The following is an 18,581-nucleotide window of genomic DNA, read 5'->3' on the forward strand; positions in this document are numbered from 1 at the left end:
ACGGAGCCGCGGCCGCGATGTCAGGGCTGGGACGGACCGAACCGCGCGGTCTCGTCGGGGTCGGGCACGGACAGAAGATGCTCAGCGCCGCCTTCGAGCATCCTCGCCATCTCGGCCGAGCGCGGGAGCATCGACTTCTCGTAGTTGTGTACCGCGTTGTCGATGGTGGAGGAGTGGACGAGCGCGAGCGCGAGTTCGCTGGCGTCGAGCATGGCGAGGTTGACGCCGACGCCGAGTGGTGGCATGAGGTGTGCGGCATCTCCCAGGAGTGTCACGCCGGGCGAGCACTCCCATGTGTGCGGCACCGGCAGGGCGAAGAGCGGACGATCGACGTACGGGCCGTCGTTGTCGGTGATCATCCGGAGTGTCTGCGGTGACCAGGCCGCGTACTCGCTCAACAGGTGCGCGCGGATGCCCTCGGTGTCCTCGGGGCGAAGCCCGTTCTTCGTGATCCAGTCCACAGGGACGCGCTGCATGATGTAGACGCGCATGTGGCTGCCACTGTTGCGCTGCGCGAAGAGGCCGCGCTCGCCGTCGGCGACGTGGGCGCTGCCCTTCCCGACCAGTTCGGAAAGCTCGGGGTGCGCGGTCTCCATGTCGTCGAACCATGCCTCGAGGAAGCTGACCCCGGTGTAGCGCGGTGTCGCGGGCGACAGGGCCGTGCGGACGCGGGAGGAGGCGCCGTCCGCACCGATCACGAGATCCGCTTCGACGGCCGTCCCGTCGGTGAATGTCAGCGTTCGCGGCCCGTCGGCCGGTCCGCTCACTGATTCGAGTGTGCGTCCCCACTGAACCGTCCCTGCAGCGAGTGAGCCCAACAGGAGATCGCGAAGCTGTCCTCGGTCGATCTCGGGGCTGACCGTTTCGCCCTCGTCCGGCAGATGGTGGGTAAGGACGCGCCCTGAAGGGTCTATGCGGCGCATCTCCTGGCTCTCGAGCCTGGCGAGCGCGAAGAACTCCTCCAGTAGGCCCGCTTCTCGGAGCGCGAGTTGGCCGTCTTCCTTGTGCAGGTCGAGTGAGCCCCCCTGGTTGCGGGAGTTCACGTCTGTTTCGCGGTCGTACACCGTCACCGGAATGCCGTGCTGCTGCAGGATGCGTGCGCACGTCAGGCCTCCCGGTCCGGCGCCGATGATGCTGATCCGCGCGTTTGCGGGCATCGGAGAGTCCACGGTGGATTCCTTTCGTCGGTGGGGTTCTCGGCGGCGCGGCGGCGGCCGGCGCCGCGACCCGGTCGGGATGCGGCAACCCCTACGGAGACCACCAAAGCAGAAACGAGTCCGTAAGTGCAACCGTTCCAGTTTCTGCCTCATTCCAGTTATGAGGTACAGTGACGTCATGCCCGACTCTCCGACCGTGGGCCGCCGCGAGCGCAAGAAGGCCGCAACGAGGCAGGCCATTGCCGACGCCGCCCTGGACCTCTTCCTGGAACACGGCTTCGAACAAGCGAGCGTCCGCGACATCGCCGAACGAGCCGACGTATCGACGACGACCCTCTTCGCACACTTCCCCAGCAAGGAGGCGCTGGTCTTCGACCGCGAGGAGGAAGTCGAGGCAGAGCTGACCGCCGCCGTCCGTGAACGGCCCAAGGACCAGAACGTGGTCGAGGCGCTCCGCGCCCACGCGCTGAAGTCCTGGGTGCCGATCGCGTCGAATCCACGTCTGCATCAATTCACCGCGCTGGTGGACCAGACGCCCGCGCTCCGCGAGTACGCGGAGCGTATGTGGATGCGGCACGCGGGCACCCTCAGCGCCGTCATCGCGGAGGAACTCGGCCGCGAAACGGATGATCTCGCATGCTCGGCACTCGCACGGTTCGTCCTGGAAGTCCCGACCTTGGCCAAGGGCCGACACGATCCACGCGCGACCGTGGAGACGGTGTTCGACCTGCTGATCCACGGTTGGCAGTCACAGCACGATTCCGGGGATGCAATCGCAGGCTCCTGCAAGAGCTGACACATCGAGATGGATCACCCCTGAAAGCTCCTGAAAGCTCCTGGAACCGCTGCTGCCGCAGCGTGAGCGGCGTCGGCTGCGGTGTCGGCTACGGGAGTGGAACGGGGCCTGCGTGTGGCGGCGACCGCTCGAGGTCCTGCTCGCTGAGCCGCACGCGACTTCGTGGTGACGGCGATGTCTGAATCTGGCTCTGTCCGCAGTTCCGTGAAACGGGTATCGGCAGGTTGGCCAGATCGATTGTCATCGGCTCGTGGCAGAGTGCGCGGTCATGGAGATCGACACGTTCTGGGACGTCATCGAAGCCGCGCAAGCCGGGGCTGCCACAACGGGCGAGCCGTTTGACGAGGTTCTCGTCAAGCAGCTCGCAGAGAGACCGCGGCAGGAGATCCTGGAGTATGCGGAACGCTTCGATGAGTTGCATGACGCCCTGTATCGCTGGGATGTGTGGGCGGCTGCTTACCTCATCGGGGGCGGGTGCTCCGACGACAGTTTCATGGACTTTCGCGCCGGTGTGATCGCCTTGGGCTGTCAGTGGTACCAGCGCGTGGCCGCTGACCCCGACAGCCTCGCTGCGCACCCTTATGTCGATCAGGCGGCGAACGTCCAGGACCGTTCCGAGGTGCTGTTCTACGAGGACGTGAACTATGCAGCCAGCGGGGCGTTCGAACGGATCACGGGTGATGCGGATGCCTTCTACGAAGCCTGGCGCAGTTTCCGCGCGGCTAACACAGAGAGCGACAACACGGTTGATATGGGCGAGGATTTCGATTTCGACGACGACAGGGAGATGAGCCGTCGGTTTCCCCGTCTGGCCGCCCTGTTCCTTGGCACAAGCCCCTGGAAATGAGGCTCGAGCCGTTCCGTGATGCTCATGGCTGGGTGAGGATGCGGGCTCGGAGGAGTTCGAACGAGGCCCTGCCGTACATGGCTCGTTTGAGTGTTTTCACGCGGTTCACGTGTCCTTCGACCACACCGGAGCTCCACCGGAGGGTGAGTCCGGCGGTCACTGCGTCGAGGTCCTGGCGGAGGAAGCCGACGAAGCCCTTCATGGGCTTCGGCGCGTCCTGCTCGGCCTGCCGGATCCACTCCAGCAACAGATATCCGCGCTGGTGACGGACCAGGTCGGCGAACGCCCGGGCGAGATCGCAAGCCTGGGTGATGTCCGGGCAGGCGAGCCGGACTTGGAGGAGTCGCTTGTCCTGGCTTTCGGTGAGCGTCTCCCGGGGCCGCGTGATCCACGAGGTGATTTTGCGGGGGCTCGGAATGTCAGCCCGGACCGGGGCGGCGATGCCCGCGCGAAGGGCAGCGAGGTGTTTGCGAACGACCTGGCGGCTGCCGCGGTAGCCGCCAGCCTGGATCTCCAGGAACAGTCGGGTGCCGCTGACCTGGCCTTGTGCTTCGGTGAAGCGGGTGTTGAGGTATGCCTTGAACGGCTCCAGGACGCCGTTGGGGCGGCGCTCGCGGGCGGAGGCCAGCAACTCGTCGAGGTCGGTGTCGCGGAAACGGCGCACGGTCTTGCGGTCGAGGTTCAGACGGCGGGCGATGGCACTGATCGTCCAGCGTTTCTCCAGCAGGCGGTGGATGTCCTTGTAGCGGTGGCGGGTGCGTTCGATGATCTGAGTGCGGGGCGGTTCCGCGGGCGGTAACAGCATCGGGGGCACCTCCGGCACCTCGGTCACCATCTCCTCCTCGGCGCGTTTGCGCAGGCAGTCGCGGTGCGGGTGGCAGGTCTTCTCCGCCGCGGCGGACAGGTTCTGCAACAGGTGCCAGCGGTCGGCGACTTCCAGGGCATGAGGGGCGGCTTCCCTGACCGCCTTGGTGTGGGCGCTGGCCCGGTCCCGGCAGATGATCTCGGCGCCGGGATGGCTCTGGAGCCAGGCCGCGAAGGTTTCGGAGGTGCGGTCGGGCAGCACGTCCACGACCCGGCCGGCTGCGATGTCGACCAGCACGGTGCCGTAGGTGCAGCCCTTGCGGAAGGCGAACTCGTCCACCCCCCAGCACCTGCGGCGCACGGTCCGGAACCAACGGCGCTACCAGCAGCCTGAGCAGCCGGGTCCGGCCCGCAGCCAACCGCAGGCGACGGCACAGCCGTGCGGCTGGACGGCCGCCGAGCTCGATCGCGATCGACCGCAGCCAGCCTGTCAGCCCGGTGCTGGAGCGGCGGTGCCGCTCGGACAGCCCTGGCACCTGCTCGACGAACGTCCTACGGGAACAGCTCTTCCGGTCACAGAAGTACCGGCGGGCCCGCAGCCGTATCATGACCCGGCGAGAGCCCAACGGCCTCTCATCCAGGGCACGTTGGTACGTGCTGTGTCTACGCCTCGCCTGCGTCCCGCAGTCCGGGCACCAGCCCGGCCGAGCGGTGGACACCGCCGCCACCACGAGGACGTCTGAGGAGTCGCTGACGCGCTCCACTCGCACATCGATCCCGGGAAACAGCACAGCCTCGACCGTCTTGCTCGCCATGCCGGGACATGCTCTGCCGAAACGATCCCTCGCTCGCTCCGCTGACCTGGGGATTCACGGAACTGCGGACAGAGCCCTGAATCTCCCCGCCGTGGGGCACGTGCGCGACGATGCGTCGGGCCGCGACCCTCACGGCCCCGGATACGGCGGAGGCCGTCGCAGTCATCCCCGAGCTGTATGTGGCGGGGTGAACCGCCGCTCCGAAGAAGGGCGGCGCAGCCCGATCGCGGTGGCGGCGATGGCGGACCGTCAGGCGCGCTCCGGTGCCGACTCCGACTCCGACTCCGGCTTCGGATCCGGCTCCGGCTCCGGTTCCGGCTCGGCGAGAGGCGCTGCCGCGCGGCGGGGAAGCAGCAGCGGGGTCGCCAGCAGAAGCACGCCGGCCAGGCCAATGGCCGTACGCGGGCCAAGCAGGCCGCCCAACACGCCCCAGACGGCCGTCAGGAGCGCGGTCGAGGCCTTGGTCGTCACCGTCCAGGCGGACAGGGTGCGCGTGATCCGGTCCGTCGCGGTGCGCTCGAGGCGGTAAGTGGCGTAGACCGGATTGAAGACCCCGCAGCAGAAGATGAGCCCGAGCTCGACGCCCATCACGAGCAGCAGCCCGCCGGTGCCCGGCCCGAGGAAGGCCAGGCCGACGGGCCAGAGCGCGCGCAGCGCCCCGGTCACGACCAGGACGTGGTGCTGTCCGAACCGGGTGACGAGCGGTCGGGCCAGTCGCGAGCCGAGCAGGCCGCCGATCGAGGGCGCGGCGAAGGCGAGGCCGTACTGCCACGGTGTGAACCCGAGTCGGCCGAGCATCAGGACGGCAAGCAGTGGCTGGGTGGCCATCACCAGGCCGTTGAACAAGGCGGTGTTGAAGAACAGCGGGCGCAGCGTCGCGTCGGCGAGGATGTACCGCCAGCCGGCGAGCAGGTCCCGGGCCCGCAAGTGCCCGCCCTCCCGGCGCTCGGGCCGCGGCTCGTGTCCGCCCGTCGCGCGGATGCCCAGGGCCGAGAGCAGGTAGCTGACCGCGTCGGCCACCACCGTCGCCACCGGGCCGAGGAGCGCGATCGCCGCGCCGCCCAGCGGCGGTCCGATGATCGTGGTCGTCCAGGCCGTGGACTCGAATCGGGCGTTGGCGACGAGCAGGTCCTCGGCCGGCAGCAGGTTCTTCAGGTACGCGCCGGAGGCAGCGCGGAAGGTGATGTCGGCCGCCGAGACGACGACCGAGACCAGCAGGAGCTGAAGGAAGGTGAGCACGCCGAGCGCGAACGCGGCGGGGATCGTCAGCAGCGCCGCGAACCGCGCCAGGTCCATCGCGATCAGGACCGGCCGCTTGCGGCGGAACTCCACCCACGGGCCGAGCGGCACCGCCACGGCCGCGCCCACCGCAGCCCCCACGGAGGAGAGGGCGGCGACCTCGGCCGGTCCGGCGTGCAGCACCCGGATGGCGATCAGCGGGAACGCGCCGAAGGCGAGCCAGGTGCCGAGCGCGCTGGTCCCGTACGCTCCCCACAGCCACCCGAACCGCCACCCCAGCCGATGTCCGAGCAGATGTCCCAACCGGTGTCCGCCCCTCATGCCCGACGCCCCTCGCCACTCACCCGCACAACCGATCCGCGTTCGGAGACATCAAAGCGAGCGTCACACCAGGGGATCAAACAACCGTAGGGCCACCAACCACAACCATCGGTTGTGCTCGTAGGGTGTCGGCATGGACCTCGATACCGTCCGGACCTTCGTCGTCGCCGCCGACGCGGGGCAGTTCCAGGAGGCCGCCGCCGAGCTGGCGGTCACCCAGCAGGCCGTCTCCAAGCGCATCGCCGCGCTGGAGCGCAATCTCGGTGTGCGGCTGTTCACTCGCACCGCGCGCGGCGCCGAGCTCACCATCGACGGGCAGGCGTTCCTGCCCCACGCGCGCGAGCTGCTGCGCGTCGCCGAGCGCGCGGTCGCGTCCGTGCGCCCCGGCCGCCGTCCGCTGCGCGTCGACGTGATCGCCTCGCGTGGCGCGGCGGCGGGCTTGATGCGCGGCTTCTACCGTGCGCATCCCGAGATCGACCTCGACGTGGTGATGCTGTTCGACATCGAGACGGCCGTCGCCGCCATCCGGTCCGGTGCGATCGACGCGTCCTTCCGCGCCGTCGCCGCGCCCGGCCGGCCCCTTCCCGAGGACATCGAGTCCGTCCGGGTGCTCGACGAGCCGCTCGAGCTCCTCACCGGCCCCGCACACGCGCTGGCGGGCGCCCGGTCGGTGACTGTCGCTCAGCTCGCCGGGCACCGGATCTGGATGCCCGGCATCGTCCCCGGTACCGAGTGGGCCGCCTACTACGACGACCTCGTCGCCGAGTTCGGCCTCACCATCGAGGCGACGGGCCCCAACTTCGGCTCCGACGCGCTCCTCGACACCGTCGCCGACACCCCGGCCCTGGCCACCTTCATGGGCGGGCACACCCGCCTCGTCTGGCCCTCCGGCCACGGCCTGCGCCGCATCCCGGTGACCGACCCGACGCCCGTCTACCCGCACTCGCTCCTCTGGCACCGCGACAACCCCCACCCGGCGCTGGCCACCCTCCGCGCCCACCTCGCCGCGACAGCAGCCGACCACGACGCCACCGGGACCTGGGCGCCGAGCTGGGTGATTCCGCGCTGAGCGCCGCCGCGTCCGTGATCAGCGTCGGCGGATCGGCGGACGGTGGCTCGAGGGCAGTAGTGCCGATCGGCACACTCACGGATCGGAACGGTCCGGACACTTAACGAGCGGTGGCCCCGGCTACCGCCCGAACAAGCGCCCCAAGAACCCGACCAGACAAGACCAGCAAACCGCCGATCAACTAGCATACGGTTCGGCTACGTTCCACTCCGCCGGCAAGACTGCGTCGCAAAAGACGCAGACGAAGTCCTCCTCTCTCACGATGTTGAGCTGCCCACAGGATGCGCAGCGTCGGAACACCACTTGATACGTGAAAGTGGAGGGCCGGAAGATCCCGGCTCGGTCCAGGGCTTCCGCCACAGCCGGCCATGAGCTGACGTCCGGGCAGTAGCCGGTCGACTGGTTACTGACCTCTTCGACCGTCCACCGACCGGACTCTTTGCGGAAGCTGACCTCACCGGCACTGAGAACCGGTCCTCCACCGGCACAAACCACGTGCTCGCTCCGGCGCGGTGCGAGCCGCAGGTTCCCGAAGGCATCAACTACGAAGGTGAAGGACTCAGCCAGCTCTCCTGCTGTCTGGGTCGAGGCCCACTCGTCGAAGTCCGCCGCCGAGCGCATGCTCCGGCCCTCGCTTCCCGCTCGGACAAGAGTCTTCAAGTGGGCGGGTCCGACATAGCCATAGCTCCTTCGACCATTGCTCATGCCCGCCAACCTAACCTCACACCGACCCCAGGACCTGGGGAATTACGCGACCACGGCACGGAGAACTACGCCGTCGTCGACACTCGTGACCCGTTGGCTTCGGCAACGTGAACCGGCTCCGATTGACAGCTTTGCTTCGACCCCAATCAGCGATCTTCCAGGCATGGTCCGGCAATGGAATTTGGCCCCGCTCAGGTCGACCGGCATGCTGATCCGACACGCCGGGTTCGACGCGCGGGCCTGGCGACGGGGTAGGGAGGATCGCGTTGATCGTCTGGGTGAACGGTGCGTTCGGCAGCGGGAAGACCACGCTGGTGGACGAGTTGCGTCCTCGTTGGCCCGAGGCACTCGTCTATGACCCCGAGATGGTCGGCTTCGTGCTGCGGGAGATCGTGGAGGTGCCGACTGGCGACTTCCAGGATCTTCGGTTGTGGCGGCGACAGGTTGCCGACCTGGCGGTAGGGCTGATCGAGGAGTACCGTCGCCCGCTCCTGGTCCCCATGACCGTGGTCGACCCCGGCTATGTCGGTGAGATTTTCGGCGTGCTGAAGAACGCGGGCATCGACCTTCACCACTTCTTCCTCAAGGCCTCTCGAGAGGTCTTGGAGAAGCGGATCGACGGACGAATCTTCTTCCCTGATGATCCCGAGCGGGAGGAGCAGGTCCGACGCTGGAGCATGGACAGGATCGCGCCGTGCATGGCCGCGGTCGACACCCTGCCCGGCGACACGGTGTTCCTGGACGGAGAGCTGACACCGCCGGAGTTGGCCGACCGGGTGTTGGCCCGTATCGGGGTGGGTTCGGACAGGTAGGACACCCGGGCGTCGCGAAAGGCGCCCGGAATATGGCCAGTCGCTTCGGCGGAGGCAGGTCTGCTCTCGCTTCGAGAGATCACCCGGCACCACGTCGACGCGGCCGTGGACGGCCATGCCGGACGTGCCCGCCGACAGCTCGCCCTCGCCCTGCGCAGCCTGTTCAGGACGCTGAAGCGGGAACGGGTGGTCTTCCGCGACCCCGCCCAGCACCTTCGCGTCGGGAATCCGACAGGGATCCCGAAGCCGGTCCCCAGCGACCTGCTGGCCAGTGCCCTGCAGCAGACGAAGACCCCGCTCGGGCGTCTGGTCCTGGTCCTGGCCGCAGTCCACGCCGTGCCCGTCCACGAATTCCGCATGATCCTGACCTGCGACCTGGACCTCGCACGCGGCACCCTCGTCATCCGGTGCGGCCTTCGACGGCACACCCTCTACCTGGAGGAACTCACCCACCAGATCGCCGCCGACCGGCTTGACCACCGCCACCGCCGCTGGCCCGCCTCGACCAACCCCCGCCTGCTCGTCGGCCAGAGACCGGCGCTCGACCCCGGCCATCCGCCCGTCGGCAAGACCATGCTCCGTGACGACGTGCCGCAGGGGCTCACCCTGGTCGGCCTGCGCCAGGACCGGATCCTCAACGAGGCAGCCGAAACAGCGGACCCCGTCCGGCTGATGAGGCTCTTAGGGATCACGGAGAAGACCGCCATGCACTATGTCACCGCCGCTCACCCCGAGCGCACGGCGAAACTCCCCAGGTGACGCCTCAGCGCGGGACTTTGAGGCCTGGTCCGGGATCTGTATGGAACGCGGGACTGGCCATGGAAACGCGGAACTGGCCTCCGGCTGGTGCGGGAGGCCAGTTCGCTGGGGATCGTCGGTGGGGGTGCCGGGTGCGGGTCAGCTCGGGTCGATGGCGTTCAGCATCGCTTCTTCGACGTGGTCGGCGGCGTTGCGGTGGCCGAGGGCGTTGGGGTGCACCAGGGACAGCTGGGGGTCTTGGCTATCGGGGATGGTGATGATGCCTTCCACCCACTTGGTGTCGTCGCAGACGCTGTGGTCCTGGGAGGAGGGGTAGAGGTCGACGAAGCTGGCGGCTTCCTGCGTGGCGGTCGAGTCCTTGATGGTCTTGTTGAGGGGTTCCAGGACGTCCTGGCGCAGCCAGGCCAGGTCTCCCTGGGTGATCGTGGCGAACTGCGTCGGGTTGCCGTAGTGGCACTTGACGGTGTTCTGGGGGATGACCGTGGGGTAGCCGACGGTCAGGATCTTCGCCTTCGGGCCGCGCTCGTGAAGCACGGTGAGCATCCGGTCGAATTCCTTGCGCACCGTCTTCAGCCGGGCCGGGATGCCGGCGGCCAGGGCGTCCTTGCACGGGGTGCCCGCGCCGTCGGCTTCGCCGCCCAGCGTCATGCACTTGTCGAGGAGTACGGCGAAGCCGAGGGTGTTTCCGCCCACGCCGACGGTGATGACGTCGGTGTCGGGGCCCACCGCCTCAGACTGAGGGGGCACCGCGGGGAACGGGTAGTCCGGGTCCGGGAGGTGCGGCGGGAAGTGGTGGCCGATCGGCTCCTGGGCTTGGTCGGTGACGTTCTTGATGGTGGCAGCGCCGCAACTGACGTTCTTCAGGTCGAAGAGACCGTAGAGGTCGCGGTCGATGACCTGGGGGTAGGACTTGTCGGTGCGCTCGCAGCCGTCGCGCGGGTAGTCGATGGGGTCGCCTGCGGCCCGGATGACCCCGGCGGTGTAGGAGTCGCCCAGGGCGACCCACTGGTAGTCCGCCGCGGCGGCGGGTTGCGCCCCGGCGAGCTGCGCGGGAACGACGGCGCCTGCGGCGAGAGCTGCGGCCGAGCCGAGCAGGGCAAGTCGGGTGCGGAAGCGTGCCACGAATCCTCCAGGGATGCGGTGTTGGCGTCGCTTTGACCATAAAGAGACCGTCACTAAACGCACTAGATCCAATACGGACAGTCACTTTCAGACTGTGGGGTGCGCCTCTGTGGGTGACGGGTGATCGGCGCGTCGACCACTCGCCCTCTACTGGCGATCTATCTGGTCCGGAACTTGCGCAGTGCGGGGAAGTTTCTTGATCGACTGCAGGATCTCGGCCAGACACGTGCCTCTCGGTGGCTGTCTTGTTCTTGATCACCCGCAAGCTCGACCTCCGGCCGTTCAGGGCCGCGAGGGCTCAGCGCATGACTCGCAGCCAGAGGGGCCGAACCCACTCGCTCTGCATCGGAAACGCCAGGTTGGCGGACGGGTTCCCCGCCGGGTAGCTACCAGATTCTGCGAACCCGCGCGCTTCACGCCGCCACGAACTGTCCGATGCCGAGTGGGAGTTCGTCCGGCCGCTGCTGCCCGCATCCTTGCGGGGCGGAAGCGGTTGGACGACCGAAGGGTCCTCAACGGGACCGTGTGGAAGTTCCGGACCGGGACGGCCTGGCGGGATGGGCCCGAGCGGTATGGGTCGTGGGCCTCGCTGCACACCCGCTTCCGTCGGGGCGGCGGACGGCACCTTCGAGCGGATGCTCCGGGTCGTCCAGGCGTGGGCGGACGCGGCCGTGGACATCGACTGGCTGGTGTCGGTCGACTCGACCAACGTCCACGCCCACCAGCATGCCGCCGGAGCTCGAAAAGGGGGATCCGCAGACCGGGCCTAGGACGCTCCCGTGGCGGCCTGACCAGCAAGATCCACCTCGCCTGCGACGGCGTCGGCCGCCCGCTCGCCTTCACCCTCACGGGCGGGAAGACCAACGACTGCACTCAGTTCACCGCGGTGATGGAGGCGATCCGGGTGCCCCACGTCGGCCCGGGACGACCCCGCGTGCGGCCCGCCCACGTCCTGGGCGACAAGGGCTACAGCTCCCGGGCCATCCGCAGCCGGCTCAGGCGGCGCGGCATCGCCCACACGATCCCCGAGCGGGCCGATCAGGCCCGCAACAGGCTGAAGCGCGGCAGTCGTGGAGGGCGTCCGCCAGCCTTCGACAAGCAGCTCTCCAAGCGACGCAACGTCGTGGAACGCTGCTTCGACCGACTGAAGCAACGGCGCGGCATCGCCACCCGGTACGACGAGACCGCCGAGTCCTGCCAGGCAGCCGTCACCCTCGCATCGCTCCTGATGCGGGCGTGACATTTGACGACAACTCCTAGCAGTCTCGACGGTCCGATGCCGTCGCGGACCGGGGTGAGGTCGATGACGACGGTGACGAACCTGTCCCCCCGGCGGGTGTGGCGCCACGCGTGCTCATCTACGCCCAGGACTTGGACACCGTCGAAGCGGGTCGGGTCGGCGATCAGCAACTGGTGGCCGATCGCACAGACGGCGTCGTTGGCGGTGTGCCAGGACACCCCGAGCCCGGCGGCGATCCGGGCGATCGGCATTCGGTCGCTGACGACACTCTTCAACGCCCACATCACCGCTTGCGTCGACAGTTTCGCCCTCGGCGCGGCGGCCGCGGTCGCGTCTTGACGCCAGAGCTGCCCGCAGCCCGAACAGCGGTAGCGGCGGATACGGACGTGCAGGATCGTTGCCCGCCGGCCGAGCGGAACGTGCGTCAGTCGGCGCAGCACGCTGTCGCGCGGCACCCCCGGACAGCCGCAGGAATGGCACCAGCTGTCAGGCTCGACCACTCGACAGAGCAACACAGCGTGGTCGGGGTACAGCGGTTGGCCGACCACTTCCAAGCCGAGGTCATCCAGCCGGCAGAACGTCGTCGGATCAGCAGGGCAGAAGGTGGTGTCACGCACGTCGAGGTCTTCCAGATGAGCGGCGTAGAACCTTTCATCCTCGGAAGACCTCGACCTCTACCCCCGGCACCGACGTGCCGGACCTGTCTACGCGGTTATATGCGAAGAGCCAATGAATGTCGCCCGGATTCTCGCGCCTCGGGCGCAACCGGCGGTCTTCGGGGAACGGTGATCGTCGGTGGCGTTCGGCTTGTCAGGCGCGGTCGTGGAGAGTGACTTGGTAGCCGTCGGGGTCGGCGAACGTGAATGTCCGGCCGAAGGGGCCGTCGATCGGTGCGGAGACGATGGTGTGACCGTCGGCGACGAGAGCATCGTGGATGGCCTGGACGTCGGTGGCGTGGAGCCAGATCGCGGCACCAATGCCGGGCTGAGCAACGGATGCGAGATCGGTGCCGGGAACGACGTCGCGGAGTGCGAACGCGATCGGCTTCGTCTCGAAGACGACGGCGTGCGGAGGTCCGGCCTGCGAGCGGACGAGGCCGAGGTACTGCTCGTAGAACGCTTGCGAAGCGTGGAGGTCGCGCGCCTGGAGCGAGATGAAGTCGGGGCCGGTGGCGGGCATGATGATGCTCCTTCTCTCCGTGTCAGATTCCTGACACGGACCAAGGTATGTCAGACTTCTGACATGAGTCAAAACGGTGTCGGCGTCGACCTGGACAAATCACTGGGCTACCTGCTGAAAGAGGCTTCGAGTGCCCTGCGCGCAGCCATGGAGGAGGTGCTGCGGCCACTCGGGATGAGCGTGACGCACTACTCCTGCCTCGAACTGCTTGCTCAACGGCCGGGCTTGTCGAACTCCGAGCTCGCTCGGGGCGCGTTCGTGACACGGCAGACGATGAACGTGCTGCTCCAGTCCCTGGAACGAGAGGGCTACGTGACCAGGCCTGCGGAGGCGCCCGTCGGGAAGGTTCTTCCCGCGCGGCTCACGCCTCGCGGCCGACGGAGCCTGGAGAAGGCGACCGTAGCGGTCCGGTCCGTCGAGGTCAGAATGCTGGCCGGCATGACCGAGACCGAGCAGTCGGGCGCGTTCCGGATCCTGCGGAGCATGATCCATTCCCTGCGCGATGGCAACGACGGTGCATAGCTCGTTCCTCGGCGCACGTCTCGCCGCGCCCGGACAGGAGTGCAGCCGAGCGTGGAAATCCGTGCAGGCGACCTCGAAAACCAACAGCCCCCGACTGCACCCTCTTCTGCGATGAGCCGAGTAAGGGCAGGCGATGCGCCCCAGGGGATGGCCTGCTCGATGCGTCAGAACGCACTCGCAGCAGTCGGGCTCGCGCAGCCTCACATCCGGGATCTCAGCACGTCGACCTCACAGCCCGGCGCGGACGGGTCGAAGCCGTGCTCGACCAGCCAGCGAACCCCCAGCAGGCTTCGCAACGACCACCACGCGCGGATCACGTCGAGGTCGACGTCGGTGCCATAGCCGGCGATGACGTCGTCGAGGTGCTCCTCGTGCCCGAGTGTGAAGGTCGCGAGGTCGTACAGGGCATCACCCCGGCCCGCCTCGGACCAGTCGATGATGCCGGTGACCTCGTCGCCGTCGACAAAGACGTGCTCGATCTGCAGGTCGCCGTGCGTGAACGCCGGAGTCCACGGCCGGAGCGCGGCCTCGGCGACCTGGCGGTTGCGGGTGACCAGGTCGGCGGGCAGGACGCCGTTCGTCACGAGCAACTCGCACTCGTCGTCGAGTTCCGCCGCCAGCGCGACGATGCTCCGGCCTGCCCGGCCGGGGCGGGCCGGCAGCGGCGCGTCGTGCAGCTTCCGGATGGCGGCACCCGCCGCGGCCCACGCCGCCGGCGCCCCGGTCGACGGCCCGCCGAGGCGCCCAGGCCTCGTCCCCGGGAGCGCGGCGATCGCGAGTACGGGCGGCTTGCGCCACAGGACCTCCGGGGTCGGGACCGGCGCGAGGGACATCGCCTCGACGTCGATGCGCGCCTGATCGGCGTCCACCTTCAAGAACACGTCGCCGACACGCAGAGTCGCACGCTCGGAATGGACGACGACGACTTTGACCTCATCCATGGGCGACCAGTATCCCGGGATGATCGCCGACGTCGCCGGGATTACCGCGTGCGATTACGCGGCTGACCGCGTCCCGCTGCCCGGCGGCCTCGTGCACGACACCAACCTCTGACCAGGTCAAGCCCACCAGTTTTGTTAGGAGTCCTTAGAGGGCATTTGACCGAAGCCGAAACGGACGGCCCGGCCTGGGGTTGGTCCCGCGGAGGTTGCGCTGGTGGGCGATGCCGGTCGTGGCGTGGTGGACGCCGTCGCCCATGAGGTGGCAGTCGCGCAGGATTTTCCGTGTCTTCATGCGGGCGAAGCCGTGCTCGACACGAGACACGGGCGCGGAGCTGTTTGTGGAACTTGTTGTGTGTCTGGTTCCGTTCAAAGAGTCCTTCTCCCTCCACGCCTTGCAGTCGGCACGGTTGCCTGGAAGCGGCCTGCTGACCGCGACGACCCGGCGGCTGTCACCGTCGATGACGATCTGGTGATGGGCGGAACTGGAGTGAACTCGCGCTCACCGCGGTGTGCGGGGCATCCTCAGGTCCGCCTGCTCCGGAACCGTGTCAGTCATTCTCCGGCGACGTTCGCGTTGCGTGTCGCCGCGCTCATCGGGCACGAGCCGCGTCGTGGGCACTACGCAAAAGCTGCACGGCCGTGTCCGTCGTCCTCTCACCGGGATTGACGACAGAGATCCAGCCGAGTGCCCCGTATACCGGGTGCGGCATCACTGTGTCGGCCGCCGCGTAGTCGCGAGGTCGGGTGAGGCTGCGCGGCTCCTCGCCGGTGAGCTCCCGGAACGTCGCACGGTCGACGTGGATGTTCAGACGCCAGCGGCCTGGAGAGTCAAGGTCGGAAACGGCGTCGTCAGGGTAGTTCTTGGTGACGATGGTCCCGTAGGGCTGGACGTTCTGAGGCGCCCGGCCGTCGGGGGCGTAGTAGAAGAACGCATCTCCCCACACGAGCTCGGGGAGGCCGCCGCCCTGCTCCGGGACAACCACGAGCGCGCCGGCGAAGCCTCGCACGGTCGCGATGATCTGTTCCATACTCATGGTTCAAGCATCACCTTCAAGTGCTTATGTGGGGTTGGCTGATGGGCGAGCTGGTGAGCGGTTCGCGACGGGTACCGCTCCGAACCGTCGATGTCGCCGGAGAGTCGGGGTACTCGGTGCAACAGGTTCGCGACCTGGAGCGGCTGGGAGTCATTCCCCCAGCCGCTCGATCGAGCAACGGATACCGTTCCTACACTCCGCTGCACGTGCATGCTCTTCGCGCCTATCGAGGGCTCGCAGGTGCTGTTGGGCCTGTCACGGCCCGGCACATGCTCGCGGAACTACGAACGGACACGATCGAGGAGGCAGCCTCTGCGATCAACACGGTCCATGTTCGGCTCGCGCGAGAACGAGAGGAGGCCCTGCGCGCTCAACAAGCGTTGCGCGCGATCCAAGCCGAAGCGAACACAACCGAGTTCGAGCAAGAGAGTGACGCGATGACGATCACAGAGCTCGCCGGAGCGCTCAATGTACGTCCCTCCACTCTGCGGTTCTGGGAGCAGGAAGGGCTTGTCACGCCCGAGCGAGTGACGTCACTGCAAGCACGCCGCTACGATCTCTCAGCCATCAGAGCGGCCCGAATCGTCGCTGCCCTGCGCGGCACCGGTTACAGCATTCCCGCAGTGCGCGAGATCATGGGCTCCCTGCACCAACTCGACAGCCTGGGCAAGACCCAACGCATCCTGCAACAACGGCTCGACCAGATCGCCGCACGAACCGTGGCGCTACTCCGATCGGGCGCAGACCTGGCAGCCGTCGTTGACGACCACCGCCCGTAGGCGCTGTTGGTCGGCGTGGCGGCTTCCCCGGATGATGCAGCGGCGGATCACGCTGCCTTGCTCTTCGTGGCTGCGTAGTTGGTGCCGTCGAGGATGGAGTTGCCCAGGGCGGTGCACTGGAGCTCGATGCCGTTCAGCCATGCGGAGTTGGTCGGGGTGTGGGCGATCTCGACGTCGTCGGCCTCGGCCCAGTCCGAGACCTGGCGGCATCGCTTGGTGGTCAGGTATGGAGGGTGGCTGTCGCACACGGCTGTCGGGCGGACCGTCGCTGAGTGGATGGAGCGTGGGTAGCGGCAGTTCTCCAGGAACTTCGACATGAAGCGGAAGGCGAGAGATCGGCAGATGCCGTTCGAGGCCCTGATGCTCGTCGCCGGGGACGCGTGCAGGTGTCCCCCGCGGTCATCGCCCCGAGCCTGTACGAGCAGCGTGCGGGCCGGCGCGTCACCTCACCCCGTCGGCAGGCGGTCCCAGCAACACCGGCACCTCGCGCGGCCCGTTCGAAATGAACGACTCCGTCGGACGCAGCGCACCCGGCTCCACCGCCAGCCGCATCCCGGGGAAACGGGCGAACAACGCCTCAAGGGCAATCTCGGCCTCCAGCCGCGCCAACGGCGCGCCCAGGCAGTAGTGCACCCCATGACCGAACGACAAATGCTCCCGCCGCGTCGCCCGCATCACATCGAACCGATCCGCATCCTCCCCGTGCACCCCCGGATCCCGCCCCGCCGCCGCGAACCCGATCACCAGCGCGTCTCCCCGCGGGATCACCGTCTCCCCGACCCGCACATCCTCCACCGCGTACCGCAAAATCGCATTCGCCCCCGGCGCCTCCACCCGCAACGCCTCCTCCACCACGTCCCCCCACGACGCCCACCCCGACCGCACCAACTCCAGCTGCCCCGGCTCCCGCAGCAACCACACCACCGCGTTCGCCAGCAGATTCACGGTCGGCTCGCACCCCGCGCTCAACAACATGATCAGGTTGTCCACCAACTCCTTCTCACTCAACCCCCCTCCCCCCGCAGCCTCGGGGCCTCCCGCGACTACGCCCATACCCGCACCGTCCGCCACGTCCGTGAGGTCCGAAAGGGCGGCCTGATCAACGGAATCCGCTCCGCTCCCCGCAGCGATCAGCGCACTCGTCAGGTCCTCACCTGGACAACGCCGCTTGAACGCCACCAACTCCCCCATCGTCCGGTACAGCGCCGCGTAGTTACGCCGCGCGTCCTCCAACGACACCCCCGTAGCGAAAAACCCCTCAATGATCTCCCGCAACGCCCCCCGGAACTCCTCCGGAATCCCGAACAACTCCAGCATCACCCGGCTCGGCAACGGCTGCGCATACAACCCCCGCACATCCACCACACCGCCCCGAGCCTCCCGCGCCGCCGCCTCCAACCCTTCCAGCAGCCCTGCCGTGATCTCCCCCACGCGCGGACCCAACAACCCCACTCGCCGCGCCGTGAAAGCCGACCCCATCAACCCCCGCAGACGGCGGTGCTCCGCCCCGTACGACGTCACCAGATTCTGCACGGACACCCACACCGCCAAGGGCCACTCCGCCCCCACCTCACCCCGCTGCCACGCCGGCCAATGCCGATACGCATCCTTCGAGACCCGACCATCCGTCAACAACCCACGGATCACCGCCGGATCCGTCACCGCCCACGCTCCTACTCCACCCGGCAACACCACCCGCGCCACCTCTCCCTGCCCCCGCAGCAACGCACCCTCCCCCTGCACATCCCGCCCCAACCCGTCCATCACATACGGACACCCACCTCGCCCAGCGCGCAGATCCGGCACACCCTGCGCATCCGGCAGATCCTTCTGGTCCGGAGTGTTCGGCACGGCACGGAGGTCCGCCACACCCCCGCGGCCGCCCCGCAACTCCCCCTGCTCCTGCTGCTCCTGTCGGCCCCGCTCATCCCGCCGACTCTGCTGCTCCTGCTGACGCGCCACCGGACACCTCCACGACATAGACCGCGAAAACTTCCCGACAAGCACTGCAAACACACTCCGGCACCGCGCCCGCACGACCACCTGGGCACCCACTAGGAACACAACCCCACACACGCGCCAGACCCCGCCCCGCAAAACCACCCCGGGAACCCGCCACCAGCCACGGACCCTTGCCACCCGATCCCTCGCGGCCCATCGGAACCCAACCCTGGACAGACGCCCGGGACCGGTCCCGGTGCACACCGGGACCTCAACACCAGCAACCGCCCAGCCTCACACCGGGCACACCAGGCAAGCCCCATGAGTGCCGATCACAGGCCGTGTGCGTCTGGGTGCCGGCCCGGGCCATACGCATCCCGGAAACCGCCCCCCAGCACCACCGACACCACCGACACCCACCAGAGAACCACTCGCAAAACAAAACCGCTCGGCCGGTTTCACTATAGCCTCACCCGAGACCCACACAAGAGACCCCAGC

At 68.1% G+C, this 18,581-nt stretch carries 17 protein-coding genes and 4 pseudogenes; 8 read left to right on the forward strand and 13 right to left on the reverse strand.

The window, feature by feature from the left end; translation table 11 throughout:
* Positions 1–20: 20 nt before the first annotated feature.
* Positions 21–1,169 (reverse strand): FAD-dependent oxidoreductase, encoded by a 1,149-nt coding sequence (locus ACZ69M_RS48980; RefSeq protein ID WP_470060191.1) that lies wholly within the window; start codon positions 1,167–1,169, stop codon positions 21–23.
* Between the two features lie 166 nt (positions 1,170–1,335).
* Here ACZ69M_RS48980 and ACZ69M_RS48985 point away from each other — a divergent pair, with 166 nt between their 5' ends.
* Both ACZ69M_RS48985 and ACZ69M_RS48990 read left to right on the forward strand, forming a co-directional pair.
* The gene (locus tag ACZ69M_RS48985; protein WP_470060192.1) at positions 1,336–1,953 is read left to right on the forward strand and encodes a TetR/AcrR family transcriptional regulator; all 618 of its coding nucleotides are present in this window, start codon (positions 1,336–1,338) and stop codon (positions 1,951–1,953) included.
* A gap of 268 nt (positions 1,954–2,221) precedes the next feature.
* Entirely contained in the window at positions 2,222–2,800 is a 579-nt protein-coding gene (locus ACZ69M_RS48990; RefSeq protein WP_470060193.1) for a DUF4240 domain-containing protein, read from the forward strand.
* Positions 2,801–2,822: 22 nt separating this feature from the next.
* Here the strand turns inward: ACZ69M_RS48990 and ACZ69M_RS48995 are convergent, their stop codons facing one another.
* From ACZ69M_RS48995 to ACZ69M_RS49005, 3 genes and pseudogenes are all read right to left on the reverse strand, one after another.
* On the reverse strand, positions 2,823–3,965 hold the full coding sequence (locus ACZ69M_RS48995) for an ISL3 family transposase (protein ID WP_470060194.1): 1,143 nt from the start codon (positions 3,963–3,965) through the stop codon (positions 2,823–2,825).
* 223 nt (positions 3,966–4,188) lie between these two features.
* Positions 4,189–4,419, reverse strand: a pseudogene (locus tag ACZ69M_RS49000) (transposase family protein); the annotation flags it as partial.
* Positions 4,420–4,668: 249 nt separating this feature from the next.
* Positions 4,669–5,979: an MFS transporter gene (locus ACZ69M_RS49005; RefSeq protein WP_470060195.1), complete on the reverse strand. Its 1,311-nt coding sequence runs from the start codon at positions 5,977–5,979 to the stop codon at positions 4,669–4,671.
* A gap of 133 nt (positions 5,980–6,112) precedes the next feature.
* On the opposite strand from ACZ69M_RS49005, the gene ACZ69M_RS49010 reads away from it, so the two are divergent.
* A complete protein-coding gene (locus ACZ69M_RS49010) occupies positions 6,113–7,048 on the forward strand; it encodes a LysR family transcriptional regulator (protein ID WP_470060196.1) in 936 nt (311 codons plus the stop codon).
* 177 nt (positions 7,049–7,225) lie between these two features.
* Here ACZ69M_RS49010 and ACZ69M_RS49015 read toward each other — a convergent pair whose 3' ends face one another.
* Entirely contained in the window at positions 7,226–7,753 is a 528-nt protein-coding gene (locus ACZ69M_RS49015; RefSeq protein ID WP_470060197.1) for a hypothetical protein, read from the reverse strand.
* A 266-nt stretch (positions 7,754–8,019) separates the two neighbouring features.
* On the opposite strand from ACZ69M_RS49015, the gene ACZ69M_RS49020 reads away from it, so the two are divergent.
* Positions 8,020–8,565, forward strand: coding sequence for an AAA family ATPase (locus tag ACZ69M_RS49020; RefSeq protein ID WP_470060198.1), 546 nt, complete (start codon positions 8,020–8,022; stop codon positions 8,563–8,565).
* Between the two features lie 105 nt (positions 8,566–8,670).
* Positions 8,671–9,324, forward strand: coding sequence for a hypothetical protein (locus tag ACZ69M_RS49025; RefSeq protein ID WP_470060199.1), 654 nt, complete (start codon positions 8,671–8,673; stop codon positions 9,322–9,324).
* Between the two features lie 138 nt (positions 9,325–9,462).
* On the opposite strand, the gene ACZ69M_RS49030 is transcribed toward ACZ69M_RS49025, so the two are convergent.
* Positions 9,463–10,446: an SGNH/GDSL hydrolase family protein gene (locus tag ACZ69M_RS49030; protein ID WP_470060200.1), complete on the reverse strand. Its 984-nt coding sequence runs from the start codon at positions 10,444–10,446 to the stop codon at positions 9,463–9,465.
* Positions 10,447–10,874: 428 nt separating this feature from the next.
* Here ACZ69M_RS49030 and ACZ69M_RS49035 point away from each other — a divergent pair.
* Positions 10,875–11,686: pseudogene (locus ACZ69M_RS49035) on the forward strand (IS5 family transposase).
* 8 nt (positions 11,687–11,694) lie between these two features.
* Here ACZ69M_RS49035 and ACZ69M_RS49040 read toward each other — a convergent pair.
* A pseudogene (locus ACZ69M_RS49040) lies at positions 11,695–12,303 on the reverse strand (transposase); the annotation flags it as partial.
* A gap of 193 nt (positions 12,304–12,496) precedes the next feature.
* Positions 12,497–12,865: a VOC family protein gene (locus ACZ69M_RS49045; protein ID WP_470060201.1), complete on the reverse strand. Its 369-nt coding sequence runs from the start codon at positions 12,863–12,865 to the stop codon at positions 12,497–12,499.
* 63 nt (positions 12,866–12,928) lie between these two features.
* On the opposite strand from ACZ69M_RS49045, the gene ACZ69M_RS49050 reads away from it, so the two are divergent.
* The gene (locus ACZ69M_RS49050; protein ID WP_470060202.1) at positions 12,929–13,387 is read left to right on the forward strand and encodes a MarR family winged helix-turn-helix transcriptional regulator; all 459 of its coding nucleotides are present in this window, start codon (positions 12,929–12,931) and stop codon (positions 13,385–13,387) included.
* A 200-nt stretch (positions 13,388–13,587) separates the two neighbouring features.
* On the opposite strand, the gene ACZ69M_RS49055 is transcribed toward ACZ69M_RS49050, so the two are convergent.
* From ACZ69M_RS49055 to ACZ69M_RS49065, 3 genes and pseudogenes are all read right to left on the reverse strand, one after another.
* A complete protein-coding gene (locus tag ACZ69M_RS49055; protein ID WP_470060203.1) occupies positions 13,588–14,328 on the reverse strand; it encodes a phosphotransferase family protein in 741 nt (246 codons plus the stop codon).
* Positions 14,329–14,473: 145 nt separating this feature from the next.
* Positions 14,474–14,809: pseudogene (locus ACZ69M_RS49060) on the reverse strand (hypothetical protein); the annotation flags it as partial.
* A 109-nt stretch (positions 14,810–14,918) separates the two neighbouring features.
* On the reverse strand, positions 14,919–15,356 hold the full coding sequence (locus ACZ69M_RS49065; protein WP_470060204.1) for a DUF6194 family protein: 438 nt from the start codon (positions 15,354–15,356) through the stop codon (positions 14,919–14,921).
* 47 nt (positions 15,357–15,403) lie between these two features.
* Here ACZ69M_RS49065 and ACZ69M_RS49070 point away from each other — a divergent pair, with 47 nt between their 5' ends.
* Positions 15,404–16,141: a MerR family transcriptional regulator gene (locus ACZ69M_RS49070; RefSeq protein WP_470060205.1), complete on the forward strand. Its 738-nt coding sequence runs from the start codon at positions 15,404–15,406 to the stop codon at positions 16,139–16,141.
* A 47-nt stretch (positions 16,142–16,188) separates the two neighbouring features.
* On the opposite strand, the gene ACZ69M_RS49075 is transcribed toward ACZ69M_RS49070, so the two are convergent.
* A complete protein-coding gene (locus tag ACZ69M_RS49075; protein WP_470060206.1) occupies positions 16,189–16,458 on the reverse strand; it encodes a hypothetical protein in 270 nt (89 codons plus the stop codon).
* A 124-nt stretch (positions 16,459–16,582) separates the two neighbouring features.
* The gene (locus tag ACZ69M_RS49080; protein ID WP_470060207.1) at positions 16,583–17,803 is read right to left on the reverse strand and encodes a cytochrome P450 family protein; all 1,221 of its coding nucleotides are present in this window, start codon (positions 17,801–17,803) and stop codon (positions 16,583–16,585) included.
* Between the last annotated feature and the right edge of the window lie 778 nt (positions 17,804–18,581).

It is taken from the genome of Streptomyces sp. NPDC107454 (assembly GCF_055582885.1).